Source organism: Pseudoflavonifractor phocaeensis, assembly GCF_016901735.1.
Taxonomy (GTDB): Bacteria; Bacillota; Clostridia; order Oscillospirales; family Oscillospiraceae; genus Pseudoflavonifractor_A.
This window is the reverse complement of sequence record NZ_JACLZC010000063.1, coordinates 1-17,289: the sequence shown is the minus strand read 5'-3', so window position 1 is coordinate 17,289 and position 17,289 is coordinate 1. Positions and strand designations below refer to the sequence as shown.

Annotated in this window: 18 protein-coding genes and 1 tRNA gene; 10 read left to right on the top strand and 9 right to left on the bottom strand. The window is 64.9% G+C overall.

Going from position 1 to position 17,289, the window contains the following annotated elements; translation table 11 throughout:
- A partial coding sequence (gene selB / locus H7U37_RS12135) for a selenocysteine-specific translation elongation factor (protein ID WP_204876040.1) occupies positions 1 to 740 on the bottom strand: 740 nt, incomplete at its 3' end.
- A complete protein-coding gene (gene selA / locus H7U37_RS12130; protein WP_204876039.1) occupies positions 737 to 2,170 on the bottom strand; it encodes an L-seryl-tRNA(Sec) selenium transferase in 1,434 nt (477 codons plus the stop codon). The genes selA and selB, both read right to left, overlap by 4 nt.
- Positions 2,171 to 2,510: 340 nt before the next feature.
- On the opposite strand from selA, the gene rny reads away from it, so the two are divergent.
- Both rny and lepB read left to right on the top strand, forming a co-directional pair.
- Positions 2,511 to 4,055 carry a ribonuclease Y gene (rny, locus tag H7U37_RS12125; protein WP_243413666.1) on the top strand — a complete coding sequence of 515 codons (1,545 nt, stop codon included), beginning with the start codon at positions 2,511 to 2,513 and terminating at the stop codon, positions 4,053 to 4,055.
- A 72-nt stretch (positions 4,056 to 4,127) separates the two neighbouring features.
- Complete coding sequence (lepB, locus tag H7U37_RS12120; protein ID WP_204876031.1) at positions 4,128 to 4,688, top strand: signal peptidase I; 561 nt, start codon at positions 4,128 to 4,130, stop codon at positions 4,686 to 4,688.
- Positions 4,689 to 4,748: 60 nt separating this feature from the next.
- Here the strand turns inward: lepB and prmA are convergent, their stop codons facing one another.
- From prmA to H7U37_RS12085, 7 genes are all read right to left on the bottom strand, one after another.
- Entirely contained in the window at positions 4,749 to 5,693 is a 945-nt protein-coding gene (gene prmA, locus H7U37_RS12115) for a 50S ribosomal protein L11 methyltransferase (RefSeq protein ID WP_204876029.1), read from the bottom strand.
- A 2-nt stretch (positions 5,694 to 5,695) separates the two neighbouring features.
- Positions 5,696 to 6,568: a DegV family protein gene (locus tag H7U37_RS12110; protein WP_204876026.1), complete on the bottom strand. Its 873-nt coding sequence runs from the start codon at positions 6,566 to 6,568 to the stop codon at positions 5,696 to 5,698.
- A 36-nt stretch (positions 6,569 to 6,604) separates the two neighbouring features.
- The gene (locus H7U37_RS12105; protein WP_204876025.1) at positions 6,605 to 7,153 is read right to left on the bottom strand and encodes a DUF1836 domain-containing protein; all 549 of its coding nucleotides are present in this window, start codon (positions 7,151 to 7,153) and stop codon (positions 6,605 to 6,607) included.
- Positions 7,154 to 7,349: 196 nt separating this feature from the next.
- Positions 7,350 to 8,282 carry an anti-sigma factor gene (locus tag H7U37_RS12100; protein WP_204876023.1) on the bottom strand — a complete coding sequence of 311 codons (933 nt, stop codon included), beginning with the start codon at positions 8,280 to 8,282 and terminating at the stop codon, positions 7,350 to 7,352.
- Positions 8,283 to 8,307: 25 nt separating this feature from the next.
- On the bottom strand, positions 8,308 to 8,901 hold the full coding sequence (locus H7U37_RS12095; RefSeq protein ID WP_204876021.1) for an RNA polymerase sigma factor: 594 nt from the start codon (positions 8,899 to 8,901) through the stop codon (positions 8,308 to 8,310).
- 28 nt (positions 8,902 to 8,929) lie between these two features.
- A complete protein-coding gene (gene dusB, locus H7U37_RS12090) occupies positions 8,930 to 9,907 on the bottom strand; it encodes a tRNA dihydrouridine synthase DusB (RefSeq protein ID WP_204876019.1) in 978 nt (325 codons plus the stop codon).
- Between the two features lie 12 nt (positions 9,908 to 9,919).
- Positions 9,920 to 10,765, bottom strand: a complete 846-nt coding sequence (locus H7U37_RS12085) for a pyridoxamine kinase (RefSeq protein ID WP_204876017.1) — start codon at positions 10,763 to 10,765, stop codon at positions 9,920 to 9,922.
- Positions 10,766 to 10,878: 113 nt separating this feature from the next.
- On the opposite strand from H7U37_RS12085, the gene H7U37_RS12080 reads away from it, so the two are divergent.
- The 8 genes from H7U37_RS12080 to H7U37_RS12045 all read left to right on the top strand — a co-directional run.
- Positions 10,879 to 10,954 (top strand) — tRNA-Phe (locus H7U37_RS12080).
- 215 nt (positions 10,955 to 11,169) lie between these two features.
- Positions 11,170 to 11,481: a 50S ribosomal protein L21 gene (rplU, locus tag H7U37_RS12075; RefSeq protein WP_204876016.1), complete on the top strand. Its 312-nt coding sequence runs from the start codon at positions 11,170 to 11,172 to the stop codon at positions 11,479 to 11,481.
- An 8-nt stretch (positions 11,482 to 11,489) separates the two neighbouring features.
- The gene (locus tag H7U37_RS12070; protein ID WP_204876015.1) at positions 11,490 to 11,816 is read left to right on the top strand and encodes a ribosomal-processing cysteine protease Prp; all 327 of its coding nucleotides are present in this window, start codon (positions 11,490 to 11,492) and stop codon (positions 11,814 to 11,816) included.
- Between the two features lie 46 nt (positions 11,817 to 11,862).
- Positions 11,863 to 12,147, top strand: a complete 285-nt coding sequence (gene rpmA, locus H7U37_RS12065) for a 50S ribosomal protein L27 (protein WP_204876041.1) — start codon at positions 11,863 to 11,865, stop codon at positions 12,145 to 12,147.
- Between the two features lie 69 nt (positions 12,148 to 12,216).
- On the top strand, positions 12,217 to 13,503 hold the full coding sequence (gene obgE, locus H7U37_RS12060; RefSeq protein ID WP_204876014.1) for a GTPase ObgE: 1,287 nt from the start codon (positions 12,217 to 12,219) through the stop codon (positions 13,501 to 13,503).
- Positions 13,504 to 13,985: 482 nt separating this feature from the next.
- Complete coding sequence (locus H7U37_RS12055) at positions 13,986 to 15,293, top strand: putative ABC transporter permease (protein WP_204876013.1); 1,308 nt, start codon at positions 13,986 to 13,988, stop codon at positions 15,291 to 15,293.
- Positions 15,294 to 15,397: 104 nt separating this feature from the next.
- Positions 15,398 to 16,315, top strand: a complete 918-nt coding sequence (locus H7U37_RS12050; protein ID WP_204876012.1) for a Ppx/GppA phosphatase family protein — start codon at positions 15,398 to 15,400, stop codon at positions 16,313 to 16,315.
- Between the two features lies 1 nt (position 16,316).
- Positions 16,317 to 17,289: polyphosphate kinase (locus H7U37_RS12045; RefSeq protein WP_477742898.1), on the top strand; the 973-nt coding region annotated here is incomplete at its 3' end.

Sequence of the window (17,289 nt, the reverse complement as noted above, 5' to 3'; positions counted from 1 at the left end):
GCCAGATTGAGCCCGCCCCGCATTCCCGCCCACAGGGTCTCGCAGGGCTGGCCGTGGCGCTGGATGCTCCGCACCCGCGCCGGTGTCCCGCCGGGATAGAAGCAGAGGGTTTCGCCCACCGCCGCCCGGCCCTGGGCCGCCGTGCCGGTGACCACGGTGCCCTGCCCGGGGATGGAAAACACCCGGTCCACCCACAGCCGAAAGGGAAGCCCTGTCTCCCGGGGTTGGACCGCCTCCGCCAGCGCCGCCAGCGCCGCCCGCAGACCGTCCAGGCCCCGGCCGGTCACCGCCGACACCGGGCAGATGGGCATACCGGACAGACCGCGGGCCGCCGCCCAGCGGGCAATCTCCTCCCGCCGCCGGTCCAGGGTCTCCCCGTCCACCCGGTCGGTTTTGGTCAGGGCGATTATCCCCCGCTTTATCCCCAGAATGGTCAGAAGGTCCAGATGCTCCGCCGTCTGGGGCATGACCCCTTCGTCGGCGGCAATGACCAAAAGAAACCCGTCCGCCCCGCACACCCCCGCCAGCATGTGGGGGATCAGGCGGGCGTGGCCCGGCACGTCCGCCAGGCTGATCTGCACCCCGTCCGCCAGGTCCAGGGGGGCAAAGCCGGTTTCGATGCTCAGCCCCCGGCGCTTCTCCTCGGGCAGGGTGTCGGTGTCCACCCCGGTGAGGGCGCGGACCAGGGCGGTCTTGCCGTGGTCCACATGGCCCGCCGCCGCCAGCACCACATGCTTCATGTCCGTCCCTCCTCCGGGTCATAGGCCGCCAGGGCGGCGGCGATGTCCGGCCAGTCCTCCGGGCGGAGGGTGCGCACGTCCAGCAGCAGGGCGCCCTTGTGGACCCGGCCCACGATGGCGGGGGTCCAGCTCCGGAAATGCCGCTCCAGCCCGGCCACGCCCCCCCGCAGAGGGACCAGCGACACCGCCCAGCCGGACAGCTCCACCCCCGGCAGCGAGCCGCCCCCCACCGGGCCGGATACCGGCGTCACCGCCACCCGGCACCGCCCGCCGCCCGCCTGGGACAGGTACGCCGCGCCCTCCCGGGCCCGGGCCTCCAGCGCCTGGGGAGAGGCGCCCAGCATGGACAGCACCGGCAGCTCCCAGGCGCCCTCCGGGTCCTGCCAGGCCAGCAGAGTGGCCTCCAGCGCCGCCAGAGTCAGTTTGTCCGGCCGCAGCGCCCGGGCCAGCGGGTCGGCGGCCATGGCCCCGATCCAGCGCCTTCGCCCCAACAGAATCCCCGCCTGGGGACCGCCCAGCAGCTTGTCCCCCGAAAAGCACACCACGTCCGCCCCGGCGGCCAGACTCTCCGACGCCGTGGGGCCGTCCGGCAGGGCGGGATGGGGATAAAGCCCGCCGCTGCCCATGTCGTAGAGCAGCGGCACGCACCGCTCCTCCGCCAGCCGGGCCAGCCGGGCCAGCCCCACCGACTGGGTGAAGCCCACCACCTGAAAATTGCTGGTGTGGACCTTGAGGAGGACTTGGGCCGCTCCGGCGTCCAGCGCCCGGCGGTAGTCGGACAGATGGGTCTTGTTGGTGGTCCCCACCTCCACCAGCCGGGCGCCGCTGCGGGCCATGATGTCGGGCACCCGGAAGCTGCCCCCGATCTCCACCAGCTCCCCACGGGACAGGGCCACCCCCTTTCCGCTCCCCGCCGCCGCCAGCATCAGCAGCACCGCCGCGGCGTTGTTGTTCACCGCCAGGGCGTCCTCCGCCCCGGTGAGGGCGCACAGCAGCCGCTTGACGTGGGCCTGCCGGCTCCCCCGCCCGCCGGCGGACAGGTCGTACTCCAGGGTGGACCAGCCGGCGGACACCGCCGCCGCCGCCTCCGCCGCACGCCGGCTCAGAGGCGCCCGCCCCAGATTGGTGTGGAGCACCACCCCCGTGCCGTTGACCACCGGGCGCAGCCGGGGTCGGAGCAGCGCCTCCGCCCGGGACAGGGCCAGCGCCGCCGCCTCCTCTTCCGTGGGGGCCGCCGTCCGCCGGCCCTCTGTGAGCGCGGCCCGGGCCTCGTCCAGGGTCTTTCGCACCGCCGTCCGCAGCGCCCACCGGGGCAGACCGCTCTCCGCCAGGCGGGGATGGGACAAAAGCGCGTCCACCCGGGGCAGACTCCGCAGCGCCCCCGCCGGCGGCGGACCGGCTTTTTTGCCGGCGCTGGTCCGTTCTGACATAAAAAGCACCCTTCCTTTACTGAAATACCGCCCTCCGCAGCCGCTTCCGACAGGACGGACGGTCCGTTGCTCCCCATTATAAAAGCCCCCTCTCCCCCTGTCAATCGGGGGGAAAGGGGACAAAAAATGCACATGATGTCCAAATAACTTGCAGCGCCGCACACAAATTTTCTTGACAGAAGGGTATCATTAGCACTAAAATAGATTGGAAGTCATAATGGAAAAACGTGAGGGGAAGTTTTTTGTTTTTTGTAAGAATCGCCCAATTTCCGGGCCGTTCTGCAAGGGACGCTATGGCTCATATAGACAAATTTGAAAGTGGAGGTGTAAACAACATTTGATGCCATATATTATTACCTTTTTGATAACCGCCGTGGTGTTTACGGTCATCATGTTCCCGCTGGGCTATCAGTACCGCCGGCGCATCGCCGAAAAGGAGATCTCCAGCGCCGAGGATGAGGCCAAGCGCATCATCAACGAGGCCATCAAAAGCGCCGAGAGCAAAAAGCGCGAGGCCCTGGTGGAGGCCAAGGAGGAGATCCTCCGCGCCCGCAACGAGTACGAGCGGGAAGTGAAGGAGAGCCGGGCCGACCTCCAAAAGCAGGAGCGCCGCCTCCAGCAGAAGGAAGAAAACCTGGACCGCAAGACCGAGAACATGGAAAAGAAGGAGGAGAGCCTCCAGACCAAGCTGGCTCAGCTGGAAGCCGCCCGCGAAGAGGTGGAGACCATCAAAAAGACCCAGCTGGAGGTGCTGGAACGGATCTCCGGCTTTACCGCCGAGGAGGCAAAGCATTACCTCATCTCCCAGATCGAGGCCGACGTGACCCACGAGGCCGCCATGAAGGTCAAGGAAATCGAGACCCGTTACAAGGAAGAAGCCGACACCAAGGCCCGGGAGATCCTCTCTCTGGCCATCCAGCGCTGCGCCGCCGACCATGTGGCTGAGGCCACCGTCTCCGTGGTTCCCCTGCCCAACGACGAGATGAAGGGCCGCATCATCGGCCGGGAAGGCCGCAACATCCGTACCCTGGAGACCATGACCGGGGTGGACCTTATCATCGACGATACTCCCGAGGCCATCACCGTCTCCTGCTTCGACCCCGTCCGCCGGGAAATCGCCCGCATCGCCCTGGAAAAGCTCATCCAGGACGGCCGCATCCACCCCACCCGTATCGAGGAAATGGTGGAAAAGGCCAAGCGGGAGGTGGACGCCACCATCAAGGCCGAGGGCGAGCGCGCCATCTTTGAGACCAACGTCCACGGCCTCCACCCGGAGCTGGTCAAGCTCCTGGGCCGCATGAAGTACCGCACCAGCTACGGACAGAACGTCCTCAACCACTCCATCGAGGTGGCCCATCTGGCCGGCCTGCTGGCCGCCGAGATCGGCGCCAACGTGGGCGAGGCCAAGCGCGCCGGCCTCCTCCACGACCTGGGCAAGTCCATCGACCACGAGGTGGAGGGCTCCCACGTCCAGATCGGCGTGGAGCTGGCCCGCAAGTACCGGGAAAACGAAAACGTGGTCCACGCCATCGAGGCCCACCACAACGACGTGGAGCCCCGGACCATCGTGGCCTGCCTGGTGCAGGCGGCCGACGCCATCTCCGCCGCCCGGCCCGGCGCCCGCCGTGAGAATCTGGAGAACTACATCAAGCGCCTGGAGAAGCTGGAAGAGGTTACCTCCTCCTTCCCCGGCGTGGAAAAGTCCTTCGCCATCCAGGCCGGCCGGGAGGTCCGCATCATGGTCAAGCCCGACCAGGTCAGCGAGGACCAGATGGTGCTCCTGGCCCGGGACATCGCCAAAAAAATCGAGGACGAGCTGGAATATCCCGGCCAGATCAAGGTCAATATGATCCGGGAGACCAAGGTCGTCGATTACGCCAAATAACCGGAATCCGGATTGCCCCGACGGCGCTGCCGCCGGGGCATTTCCCCATCTGAACGCAAGGAGCTTCACGCCATGGAAGGTAAGCGGGAACGCAGACAGAGCAAGGAAGATGAGCCCCAGACCCTCAGCCAGAGCCTCTACGGCTGGCTCCAGGCGGTGGTGCCGGTCATCATCGGCATCATCCTGGTATTCACCTTTGTGGGACGGCTCACCCCGGTGGACGGGGACTCCATGTACCCCACCCTGCACGACAGGGACATGCTGGTGGTGCGCGGACTGGGTTATACGCCGGAAAACGGCGACATCGTGGTGCTCACCAAGTATTTTGAGAACATCCAGGGCCCCATCGTCAAGCGGGTCATCGCCGTGGGCGGCCAGACGGTGCAGATCGACTACGAGGCCGGCACCGTGACGGTGGACGGACAGGTGCTGGAGGAGGACTATATCAAGGAGGATATGATCCGCCAGTCCTGGCAGCAGATCGACACCATCACCGTGCCGGAGGGCTTCGTATTCGTCATGGGCGACAACCGCAACATCTCCAACGACAGCCGCAACCCCGCTCTGGGCGCGGTGGATGTGCGGTATATCCTGGGCGAGGTGGCCTTTACCATCCCGGCTCTGAATTTTTAGGCAAACAGAAAAGGGGCGTGTCCACGGTATCTGCCGCGGACACGCCCTTGTTTTTTATGCTCAGAACCGGGCGGAGAAGGCCACCCAGCCCTTCTGCTCCCACCGGTCCACGATGGTGAGGCCGTGGGATTCCAGCGCGGTCCGGACCTCGTCGGCCCGGGTGTCGATGATGCCCGAGCAGAGGAACATCCCGCCCGGCGCCAGGAACCGGTCCACCTTGGCCGAGAGGGGGATGATGACGTCGGCCACGATGTTGGCCAGCACCAGCTCATACTGCTGGGCCGCCAGTTCGTCCACCAGGGACTTGTCGGTGATGACGTCGCCGGCCAGCACCTTATACCGGTCCTTGCCGATGCCGTTCATGGCGGCGTTTTCGTAGGCCACGTCCACCGCCTTGGGGTCGATGTCCACCGCCACGGCGGAGCCCATCCCCAGGGCCAGGGCCGCGATGGACAAAATGCCGCTGCCGCAGCCCAGGTCCAGGCACTTGCCGCCCTTCACCGCGTACCGCTCCACACCGCCCAGGCAGAGCTGGGTGGAGGCGTGAGACCCGGTGCCGAAGGTGAGGCCCGGGTTGAGGTAGAGGGGGGTCCGTCCGGCGGGGACCGGCTCGTCCTTCATCCACTCGGGGACGATATAGACCTTTTCGCCCACCGCCATGGGCTGATAGTATTTCTGCCAGCTGTGGGCCCAGTCGTTGTCCCCCATGGGAAGGGCGGTGTAGGGTGCGTCGATGCCCGCCAGGGACTGTGCCAGCAGCGTTTGACCGTCGGCGTCGTCGGTGACATAAAACTTCACCCGGCATACGCCCCGCATCTTGTCCTCCAGCTCCTGGTCCACATAGTCCCAGTACTGCTTGTTCTGCTCCAAAAAGGCGTGAAAATCCGCCTCGTCCTCAATGACCAGGCCGGTCATGCCGTTCATGGTCAGTTTTGCCGTCAGTTCGTCCAGCGCGTTTTCGGTGGTCTCGATGACCACCTCCAGCCATTTCAGTTCCTCCGCCATGGTCAGCGCTCCGTTCCCAGGAAGAAGAGGGCCACCGTGCCAGGACCGGCGTGGGCGCCGATGACGGGGCCGATGGTGTTATACACCACCTGCCGCACCCCCAGACGCTGCTGGACCATCTCGCCCACCTTATGGGCGTCCTCCAGGCAGTCGCCGTGGCTGATGAACACCACCTGCTCCTCCGGACGGGTGACCGTCTGGGCCATGTGGTCCACCAGGGCCTTCAGAGAGCCGCTGCGCCCTCTGGCCTTGGCCATGTTGATGAGGTGGCCCTCATTGTCCACATGGAGCACCGGCTTAATGGCCAGCATGGTGCCCACCACCGCCGTGGCCGCCGACACCCGGCCGCCCCGCTTCAAAAAGTGCAGGTCGTCCACGGTGAACCAGTGGCACAGATGGAGCTTGTTGGCCTCCGCCCAGTCCCGGACCTCCTCGATGGTGGCCCCCATCTTCTGCCTGCGCACGGCGTGCCACACCAGCAGGCCCTGGCCCAGAGAGGCGCACAGGGTATCCACCGTATAAATTTTCCGGTCTGGATACTGCTCCTTCAGGTCGTTGACGGCGATGGCCGAGGACTGATAGGTGGTGGACAGGCCGGAGGAGAAGGCCAGGATCAGCACATCCTTTCCCGCCTGGAGCAGCGGCTCCAGACAGGCGGTGTACTGACTCACGTTCACCGCCGAGGTGGTGGCCATGCCGCCCTCCCGCAGGTGACGGTAAAACGCCTTGGGGTCCATCTCCCGGTTGTCCGGGTAATTGTGATAGGTCTGCTCCCCCACCACAAAGGACAGGGGCAGCACCTCCACCCCCATCTCCTGGACCAGCTCCTGGCTCAGATCGGCGGCGGAGTCGGTGACGATGACATACTCGCTCATAACGCAGCTTACCTCCCTACAAACCGGCGCTGCCGGTTACCGTTCTTTTTTTCGTTTGCCGTTGGCCGGCTCGGCGGGCATTCCGTGCTCGGCCATGATGTCCAGCACCCGCTGGCAGGCCAGCCGGTCGGCGTAGCTCCGCAGAGCCAGGGCCAGGGCCAGCCGGGGCAGGTCCTCCTCCGTCCCGTCCTGGGGGAGAAAGTCCGACGTCTCCCGCAAAACCCCGTCCAGCTGCTTGCAGAAGTAGGTGTACAGCGCCTCGGCGCTCCCCTTGCGGGACTCCCCCACCGCCAGCAGGTCCTTGACCTCACGGACGGACAGCACCTGCTTTAATACGCAGATGGCCGTCAGATAGGCCAGATGGGTACGGGAATAGCGTTTCCCCTCGGCCCGGGGCAGCAGCCCGTCCTTGATATAATTATTCACCATGGCGGAGGTCAATAACTCACCCTCCCCATAGTGGATGAGCTGACGGGGCATATAGGAGATGATCTGGTCCATATAAAGCCCCAGGTCGGGGAAGGACGCCCACTCCACAGGCCGGTCCTGGGCCATGCGTTCTTTCAGCTCCTCCAATTCTTCCATGGCAGCCTCCTTTCCCGCCGCGCCAAAGGCGCGTTGGTTTTGTATACCGGCAAGCATCATTTCCAATACCGCCTGCCGTCATCTTACCTTGTAAACAGTCCCATTGTACCATATCGCGCCGGGAAAAGCAAAAAAATTCCGGACGGCCCGGAGGAAAAGCTTCTCCGCCGCCGTCCGGTCTGGTCACGATCTCCGTTCAGTCTGACAGGCAGACAATGGCGCTGCCGTCGCAGGGCACCTGATAGTGGACGACGCCGTCCCCCGCCTCACAGGCGAAGAGCCAGCCGGTCCCGTCGGACGAGAGGCCCAGGGAGACCACCGTGGGAAGAGCGCCGCCTTCCGGTGCGCCCTCCTCCAGATAGGTCAGCAGAGCCGTCTCGGCCGCCTCCTCGGTCAGGGAGGCGGAAGCGGGGGCAATGGTCAGCGAGGTCCCGTTTTTCTCTGGGCCGGCGTCCGGCGTCTCCGTGCCCACCGTCAGTGCGTTCACAGTGGGCAGGGGGGTGTCCGCCGGAAGAGCGGTGTCGTCGCCGCTCTGTCCCGCGGCCCCCGTCCCGGAGGGCCCGGCGGGGGCTGCCGCCGCTTCGGGTAAGGAGATCTCCTGGTCGGCGGCGTCGCTCTGGGGGACATCGGCGTCCTGAATGGGCGACTGGGCGTCGCCCGCGCCCGCAGAGGACCGCCGGGAGGCGGCGTCCGCCGCGTCGCTTTCCGCCGCGCTGTTCTCCGCCGTGTCCGAGACGGCGGGCGGCGCGGCTCCCGCGTTGCGGGAGACCAGAACGTCCAGCATCCCGGACCGTCCCGCCCCCAGGATCACCACCGCGAACACCGCGGCGGCGGCGCCCCAGCGGACCCAGCGCCGGCGCCGGGGCTTTTTGGACGGGAAGGGCGTCACCTTAGATGCGTCCTCCTGCTTCTGAGCGGCGATGCGGTCCATCACGCCCTGGCTCAGACCGGCGGGCGGCGCTGCGGGCAGGGTGGAAAATACGTCGTTCATCTTCTGGAAATCGGCCAGAAGGGCCCTGCACGCGGGGCAATCCGCCAGATGGCTGTCCAGCGCCTGCCGCTCCGCCGGTGTAAGGGATTCGTCCAGGCTGGCGCTGATGAGCTCCAGGGCCTGGTCGCAATTCATCATAAAAAGGCCCTCCTTTCTTGGAATGCTACTTAGTAGACGAAGAGGAGGTAAAAAAGTTCCCGTTCTCCACCAAATATTTTCGCAGCGCCAGCCGTGCCCGGGCAATGCGGGACTTTACCGTCCCCTCCTCCAGGTCCAGCAGCCGGGCGATCTGCCCGTAGCTGAAACCGTCCAGCTCCCGCAGCTCCAGCACCTGCCGGTGCTCCTCGCTCAGGGCGTCCAGCCCCGCCCGGATGAGCCGGCGGGTCTCGTCGGCCTCCACCTGCCGCTGGGGGCTGTACCGCTCGTCAGGCACCTCCCGGGTGTAGGCCTCCTCGTCGTCCAGCGACACCGCCGGAGCGCCGCCGGAGCGCCGCTTTTCCCGCCGGAGAAAGTCAATGCACACGTTGCTGGTCAGCCGGTAGAGCCAGGTGGCAAAGCTGCTCTCCCCCTGGAACTTCCCCAAGCCCCGCCAGGCGTTGAAAAAGGCCTCCTGGGACAGCTCCAGGGCGTCGTCCGGGTTGCCCGTCATCCGCAGGGCCAGATTGTAAATGCGGCTCTGATTCTGCTCCACCAGCCCGGCAAAGGCCTGTTCATCGCCCTCCTTTGCCCGGCGAACCAGCTCCAGTTCCGTTGACATGGCCTCACCGTCCTTCCCAAAGGCGGGATCACTTCAGATCCCGCTGAATGCCCGCCGTGATGCGGTAAATGTCCTCCATGGTGGAGATGTGGGCGATCTGCTCCTTATAATAGCCCGCGTAGGGGACCCCCTTCAGATACCAGGCGTAATGCCGCCGGGCCTCCAGACAGGCGATCTTCTCCCCCTTGTGGGCGGCGTTGATCTCAAACTGACGCACCGCCGTCTCGCACCGCCGGGCCAGCGGCGGAAGAGGCGGAATTTCACGGCCCTCTGCGGCGGCGGCGCATTGCTGCAAAAGCCAGGGATTGCCAAAGGCCCCCCGGCCGATCATGGCCATGTCCGCGCCGGTATAGCGCAGGATGCGTACCGCGTCCTGGGGGGAGAACACGTCGCCGTTGGCGATGACCGGCACCTTCACCGCCTCCTTGACCAGACGGATATAGTCCCAGTTGGCCTGTCCGGCGTACATCTGCTTGCGGGTCCGGCCGTGGACCGCCACCGCCGACGCCCCCGCGGCCTCCATGAGCCGGGCAAACTCCACGCAGTTGATGGAGCCCTTGTCCCAGCCCAGACGGAATTTGACCGTCACCGGACGGCCGCCGGCCCCCCGGACCACCGCCTCTACTACCCGGGCCGCCAGCTCGGGGGTGCGCATGAGCCCCGAGCCGTCGCCGCTCTGGGCCACTTTTGGCACCGGACAGCCCATGTTGATGTCGATGACCTCCGCCCCCGACACCCGGGCGGCGATGGCCGCCGCCTCCTCCATGCACGCCGGGTCGCTGCCGAAAATCTGGGCGGCGGCGGGGTGCTCGCCCTCCCCCAGCTTCAGCAGAGGGAGGCTCTTTTTATCCTGATAGCACAGGGCCTTGGCGCTCACCATCTCGGTGACGGTGTAGCAGCCGCTCAGCTCCCGGCATACCGTCCGGAAGCCCAGGTCGGTGACCCCGGCCATGGGACCCAGAACCACCTTGCTGTCAATGGTTACGTTTCCGATTTTTACAGACATGAACGATAACTCTCATTCTGCCGCCAGACGCCCCAGCAGCCCTTCAAACTCCACCCCGTCCAGGGTGGGGGTGTCCAGGGCGATGGTGCGGGCGGCGCATTGTTGTACAAAGTCCACCGCCTGCTGGGCGGCGGCATCCAGGCCCATTCCCCGGAGCAGCCCCCCCAGCAGCACGCTGGCGAACAGGTCGCCGGTGCCGGGGAACTGCCGGGCCTCCTCCCGGGTCTGGGGGAAGCTGAAGGTCCCGCTGGCCCGGTCAAAGCAGCCCGCGCCGATGGAGCCCTCCTCCCGCCGCACACCGGTGATGACCACCGAGCGGCGGCCGTCCAGGCTCAGCCGGGCCAGCCAGTCCCGCAGACCCGCCGGACTGTGGGGCACGGCCCCGTAGGGCTCCCCCAGCAGCAGGGCCGCCTCGGTCAGGTTGGGGGTGATGAGATCGGCCTGAGCGGCCAGCGCTCCCATCCGGGCGCAGAGGTCGGGGGTGCAGGTGGCGTAGGTCCGGCCGTGGTCTCCCATCACCGGGTCCACCAGCACCAGGGTCTCCGGCCGGCGGAAACGGGCGATGAACTCCCGCAAAAGGTCGATCTGCCGCGCCGCCCCCAAAAAGCCGCTGTATATGGCGTCAAACCGGGCCCCCAGCAGACCCCAGTGGCCGCTGACGGCGGGCATGGTGTCGGTCAGGTCCTGAAACAGCGCCCGGTCCCGGTGGGGATAGGCGGTGTGGGCCGAGAGATAGGCCGTCAGCATGGGCGAGCTGCGCACCCCCATGGCCGCCAGCACCGGCAGGGCGATGGTCAGGGAACAGCGGCCGAAACCGGATAAATCATGGATCACCGCCGCGTGTGGCGCTTGTTTCATGGACGGACCTCCTTGTTTTCATGGGACTTTTCCCATTATAACTTTTTTTCTCGTTAAATTCAATTGACATTTTGCCGCCGATATGCTAAACTATCTAACGCTGTCGAAAAAACGCCTCTGTAGCTCAGTTGGTAGAGCAGGGGACTGAAAATCCCCGTGTCGCTGGTTCGATTCCGGCCGGAGGCACCAAGGGCCCAGCTGCATTTGCAGCCGGGCCCTTTTTCGTACTTCCGCCGACGGCGGACGGAAAAACGGCGGGACAGAAATTGGCGCTTTTCCTCATTGACAGAGAGAAAAAGAACTGATATACTATCATAGCCGCTTTGAATGGGTATGCAAGAGGCGCGAAGCCGTGCGCTTGCGTCCGCCCCCGACAGCGAGCCCGTAATGAAGGAGTGAAAAGAATGCACGCGATTATTGAGACCGGCGGCAAGCAGTATAAGGTGGCCGAAGGCGATACCATCTTTGTGGAGAAGCTGCCCAACGAGGCCGGCGACGCCATCGTTTTTGACAAGGTCCTGGCCGTCATCGACGGCGAGACCGCTACCTTCGGCACCCCCGTGGTGGAAGGCGCCAAGGTGGACGCTTCCGTCGTCAAGAACGGCAAGGGTAAGAAGGTCCTCGTCTTTAAGTATAAGCCCAAGAAGGGCTATCACAAGCGTCAGGGTCACCGTCAGCCCTACACCAAGGTGACCATCGGCAAGATCTCCGTGTAAGAAACGGTATGACTACCGTCACCTTTCGCATGGAGGGCGACCGCATCACCGGCTTTTCCGTCCGGGGACACAGCGGCTACGCCGAAGCGGGGAGCGACATCGTCTGCGCCGCCGTGACCAGCGCCGTCCGGCTCACCGAGTGTGCCGTCAACGACATCCTCGGCCTGGAGGCCTCGGTCCGCGTCAAGGAGGACAGTATCTCCCTCAAGCTCCCCGGCGGCCTGGGCGAGACCAACGAGAGCACCTGTCAGACCCTTCTGACCGCCCTTATGGTCTATCTGGCCCAGCTCCATGAGGAGTACCCCGAAAATATCCTCGTCCTGGAAGAGGATTGATTCCGGACGACCCATTCTCTACTACATGTGTTTGGAGGTGTACGATATGCTGAACATCGGTCTTCAGTTCTTCGCCCACAAGAAGGGCGTCGGCTCCACCCGTAACGGCCGCGACTCCGAGTCCAAGCGTCTGGGCGTCAAGCGCGCCGACGGTCAGTTCGTTCTGGCCGGCAACATCCTGGTTCGCCAGCGGGGCACCCACATCCATCCCGGCGTCAACGTCGGCAAGGGCAGCGACGACACCCTGTTCGCGCTCAAGGACGGTACCGTCAAGTTCGAGCGCCTGGGTAAGGATCGCAAGCAGGTCTCCATCGTGGAGATCGCCCAGTAAATATGGGTATCATAAGCCTCGGACGGGTCCCCCGTTCGAGGCTTTTTTCTTCTTTGAAAGGAGGCATTTATGGCAGCACCCTTTGTAGATACCGCCCGCATCACCGTAAAAGCCGGTAAGGGCGGCAACGGCGCGGTGTCCTTCCACCGGGAGAAATACGTGGCCGCCGGCGGTCCCGACGGCGGCGACGGCGGAAAAGGCGGCAGCGTCATCCTGGAGGTCAACTCCCATATGTCCACCCTGATGGATTTCCGCTATAAGCGCAAGTACGTGGCCGCCAACGGCATGGACGGCGCCGGCAAGCGCTGCTCCGGCAAGGACGGCGAAAACCTCATCATCAAGGTCCCCCGGGGCACCGTGGTGCGGGACAGCGAGACCAACGAGATCATCTGCGATATGTCCGAGCGCGACAAGCCCTTCGTCCTGGCCAGAGGGGGCAACGGCGGCTGGGGCAACAAGCACTTTGCCACCCCCACCCGGCAGGTCCCCAACTTCGCCAAGGCGGGCCTGCCCGGCGAGGAGCGGGAGGTGATTTTGGAGCTGAAGCTGCTGGCCGACGTGGGGCTGGTGGGCTTCCCCAACGTGGGCAAATCCACCCTCTTGTCGGTGGTGTCCAAGGCCCAGCCCAAAATCGCCAACTACCATTTTACCACCCTTTTCCCCAACCTGGGGGTGGTCTATGTGGAAGAAGGGGTGTCCTTCGTGCTGGCCGACATCCCCGGCATCATCGAGGGGGCCAGCGAGGGCGCCGGCCTGGGCCACGATTTCCTGCGCCATGTGGACCGGTGCCGCCTGCTCATCCATGTGGTGGACGTGTCGGGCAGCGAGGGACGGGACCCGGTGGCCGACTTTGAGGCCATCCAGGCCGAGTTGAAGGAGTACAGCCCGGAGCTGGCCGCCCGGCCCATGCTGGTGGCGGGCAACAAGGTGGACGCGGCCTACGACCGCACCGGTCTGGAGGCCCTCAGGGCCCATGTGGAACAGCTGGGGCTGCCCTTCTTTGAGATCTCCGCCGCCGCCCAGATGGGCACACGGGAGCTGATGCTGGCCGCCGCCCGGGAACTGGAGCACCTGCCCCCCATCACGGTGTACGAGCCCACCTACGTGGCCCGTCCGCCCCAGGTGGATACCTCCGCGCCCCCCCAGATCCACCGGGCCGACGACGGCACCTGGATCGTGGAGGGCCCCTGGCTGGAGCGGCTCATGGCCAACGTCAATTTCGGCGACTACGAGTCCCGCAACTGGTTCGACCGCCAGCTCCGCCAGTCCGGCCTCTTCGACCGGCTGGAGGAAATGGGCATCAAGGACGGGGACATCGTCTCCCTCTACAACCTGGAATTCGAGTACCAGAGATAATACCGCACACCGGGCAGCTGTTTGGGTTGTCCGGTGTGTTTTCTATTTGATGAGAAATTTACCCTGCGCGGGCAGCGCCAGGCCCTTTTCCCGAAAAGGGCCTGGACCAAAAGGGGCAGAAGGGGGGATACCCCCCTTCTGCACTTCCCCCAGGTGCCGCAGCGTTAAGAAAATGTGCCGGCTCCCTGCGCGTCGGAAGCACCGTCCATCTTACCCCGATGCTCCACCTCGTAGGGGCGGCCCTTGTGGCCGCCCGTTTCTATGCAGGCTCCTGCATGCGACGGATTGCGGGCGCCATATATGGCGCCCCTACGGCCCCGGTTTCGAAAAAAGGGAAGCCCCCAGACCGCGGTCTGGGGGCGGATGGAAGCTTTCTTTGCTTACTTTCTTTCTCGAAAGAAAGTAGGTTGTTGTGGGGGAGGTTGTATGCTACAATGCTCTATGCGGCGTGAGCGTTCCGGCCGCGGAAAGGAGCATGGACTATGACATATTCCCTCTATGAGTTGGTATGGTTCTTCTTCCTCTATTCCTTCCTGGCGTGGGTGGCGGTGGAGGCGGTGACCGCCCTGCGCCGCCGTACCCTGCCGAATATGGGCTTTTTGAACCTGCCGCTGCTGCCGGTCTACGGCGTGACGGCGGTGGGCTTTTCCATCTTCCTGCCGGAACTGGGCGAAAGGCCCCTGTTCCTCTTCCTGGCCGGCGGCGTGCTGACCTCCGTGTGTCTCTCCCTGTCCAACCTGGCTTTGGAGCGGATTTTCCACCGGAAGTGGCGGGATTACAGCGGAAGTCCCTTCCGGTTCAACGGCCGGGTGACCTTCCTCCACATGGCGGCGGGCGGCGTGGCCGCCCTCTTCTGCATCCTGGTGGGCAACCCCCTGGCCGCCCCCCTGGTGAAGGCCATCCCCAAGCCCTGGGGCCTGGTCATCCTCATCGCCCTGTGCGTGCTGACCGCCGCCGACGGCGCCGTGGCCTCCGCCGCCGTGGCCCAGCTGAAACTCCGCCTCCACCGCCGCCAGCGGCCGGAGCAGCTCTTCGGCCGCTTCCTCAACGGAGCCGTCCAGCGCCGTATGGCCCGGGCTTATCCGGAATTGGAAGCGGAAAAGCTGGTGGAGAGCGAAAAGGCCTATCAGGCCCAGCAGCCGGAGGCTGTCTTTGCCCAGGGCTGCTCCTTCCACAAGCTGGTGTGGCTCTTTGTCATCGCCTCCTTTTTGGGGGACATCATCGAGACCATCTTCTGCTACGTCACCGCCGGCGTCCTGATGAGCCGGAGCAGCGTGGTATGGGGCCCCTTCAGCGTGGTGTGGGGCCTGGGCGGCGTGCTGCTCACCGGACTGCTCTACCAGTACCGGGAAAAGAGCGACCGCTATGTCTTTATTGCCGGCACCATCATCGGCGGCGTCTATGAGTACATATGCAGCGTCTTTACCGAGCTGGTGTTCGGCACCGTCTTTTGGGATTACAGCGCCATCCCCTTCAACCTGGGGGGACGCATCAACCTGCTCTACTGCTTCTTCTGGGGCATCGCCGGGGTGGTGTGGATCAAGGGGATCTATCCCCGCCTCTCGGGCCTCATCGAGCGGGTGCCCGTCCGGCCGGGCCGGATCATCACCTGGGTGCTGCTCCTGTTCATGCTGCTCAATATGCTGGTCTCCGGCCTGGCGCTGGCCCGCTACACCGTCCGCCAGACCACCGGCGATCCCCCCAAAAACGCCGTGGAGCGGATTTTGGACCAGCGCTTCCCCGACGCGCGCATGGCCCGTACCTACCCCAACGCCCAGCTGGTGGACTGACCCTTTTACAGAAAGTTTACCCCGCCGGCTCTCGCCATTTTGGGGGAATCGTGGTACACTATACTATATGTGCCTTTGCTCCACTTTGAAAGGGGGATCTTTTCATGACCTACGGGATCATTGACGTGGGCTCCAACACCATACGGCTCAATCTGTACCAGTTTGAGCAGGGAAAATTGGGCCTGCTGCTCTCCAAAAAGTATAACGCCGGCCTGGCCGGACACGTCAACGGCGGGTCCCTGACCCCCAGAGGCATCCAGCTGGGCATCGATACCCTCAACGCCTGCCGCCATATCTGCGAAAATTTTCGGGTGGACCATGTGTCGGTCTTTGCCACCGCCTCCCTGCGCAACATCGTCAATACCGACGAAGTCATCCGCATCCTGCGGGCCAAGACCGGCTATGAGGTGGACCTCATCAGCGGCGAGGAGGAGGCCCGGCTGGACTTTTTAGGGGCCACCCACGCCCTCAACATCCAGGACGGCGTGCTGGTGGACATCGGCGGCGGCTCCACCGAGCTGGTCCGCTACCGGGAGGGGAAGCTGGAGGAGGCCGTCAGCCTGCCCATCGGGTCGCTGAACCTCTTCTGCTCCTACGTCAAGGAGGGGGTCCTCCCCACCGCCTCGGAGCTGCGGGACATCCGGGACCGGGCGGAGGACGAGCTGGACCAGGTCTCCTCCGTGCTGGCCGGGGAAAACCCGGTGCTCTGCGGGGTGGGCGGCACCGTCCGCGCCGTCCACAAGCTCTCCTGCCGCTGGTTCGGCCATGATCCCGCCGAGTGCTGCGTCACCGCCGAGGAGATTCAGATGCTCTATAAGCGCTGCAAAAAGGCCGACCGGGCCCTGATGATGGAGATTCTGGGCACCGCTCCCGACCGTATCCACACCATCACGCCGGGGCTCACCGTGCTGCGGGCGGTGGTGCGGGCCGCCGGCGGCCAGGTGGTCCATGTGAGCAGCTTCGGCGTCCGGGAGGGCTACCTCTACGACCGGGTGCTGCCCGTCCAAAAGGAGCTGTCTTGACATGGCAGAGAAGAAAACCACCAAGAAAAAGCTGCCCTGGGACCTGCGCTACACCCAGAACCGGGAGCTCTCCTGGCTCCAGTTCAACCGCCGGGTGCTGGAGGAGGCGGAGGACAAGACCAACCCCCTCTATGAGCGCCTGAAATTCGTGGCCATTTTTCAGAGCAACCTGGACGAATTTTTCATGATCCGGGTGGGGTCCCTCACCGACATCGCCGCCCTGGGCAAGGACGACAAGCCGGACAGCAAGTCCGGCCTCACCGCCGCCGAGCAGCTCAAGCAGATCTACGCCCGCTGCCGGCCCTATTATGCCCAGCGGGACAAGATCTTTGCCGCCATTGAAGAGAAGCTGGCCGGGCAGAAGGTCCGCCGCCTGGCCCGCAAGGAGATGGACGCCCTCCAGCGGCGCTATGCCGACAAGTGGTTCAAAAATTACGTCCTCCCCATCCTGTCCCCCCAGATCGTGGATCCGAGACACCCCTTCCCCCACCTGAACAACAATCAGCTCCACCTGATTCTCACCCTCAAGAACAAGGCCGAGGACCAGGTGGTCATGGGGCTGCTGCCTGTGCCCGCCTCCCTTCCCCCCTTCCTGGCCCTGCCCGGACCGGCGGAGGAGCTGGACTACACCCTCATTCCCGACCTGCTGCTGGAAAAGCTGCCCCGCATCTTCCCCGGCTTCCGGGTCCAGTCCAAGGCGGTCATCAAGGTCACCCGCAACGCCGACATCAGCCCCGACGACGAGGCCTTCGACATGGACGACGACTACCGGGACGTGATGCGCCGGGTGCTGAAAAAGCGGGGACGCCTGGCCCCCGTCCGCCTGGAGTATCAGGGACGGCTCCCCAAGCCGGTGCTCAAATCCCTCTGCCAGCGCCTCTCCCTGGACAGCGAGCAGGTCTACGCCAGCCGCTGCCCCCTGGACCTGGGCTATGTGTTTGCCCTCTCCGCCCGGCTGCCCGACCCCGCCGCCC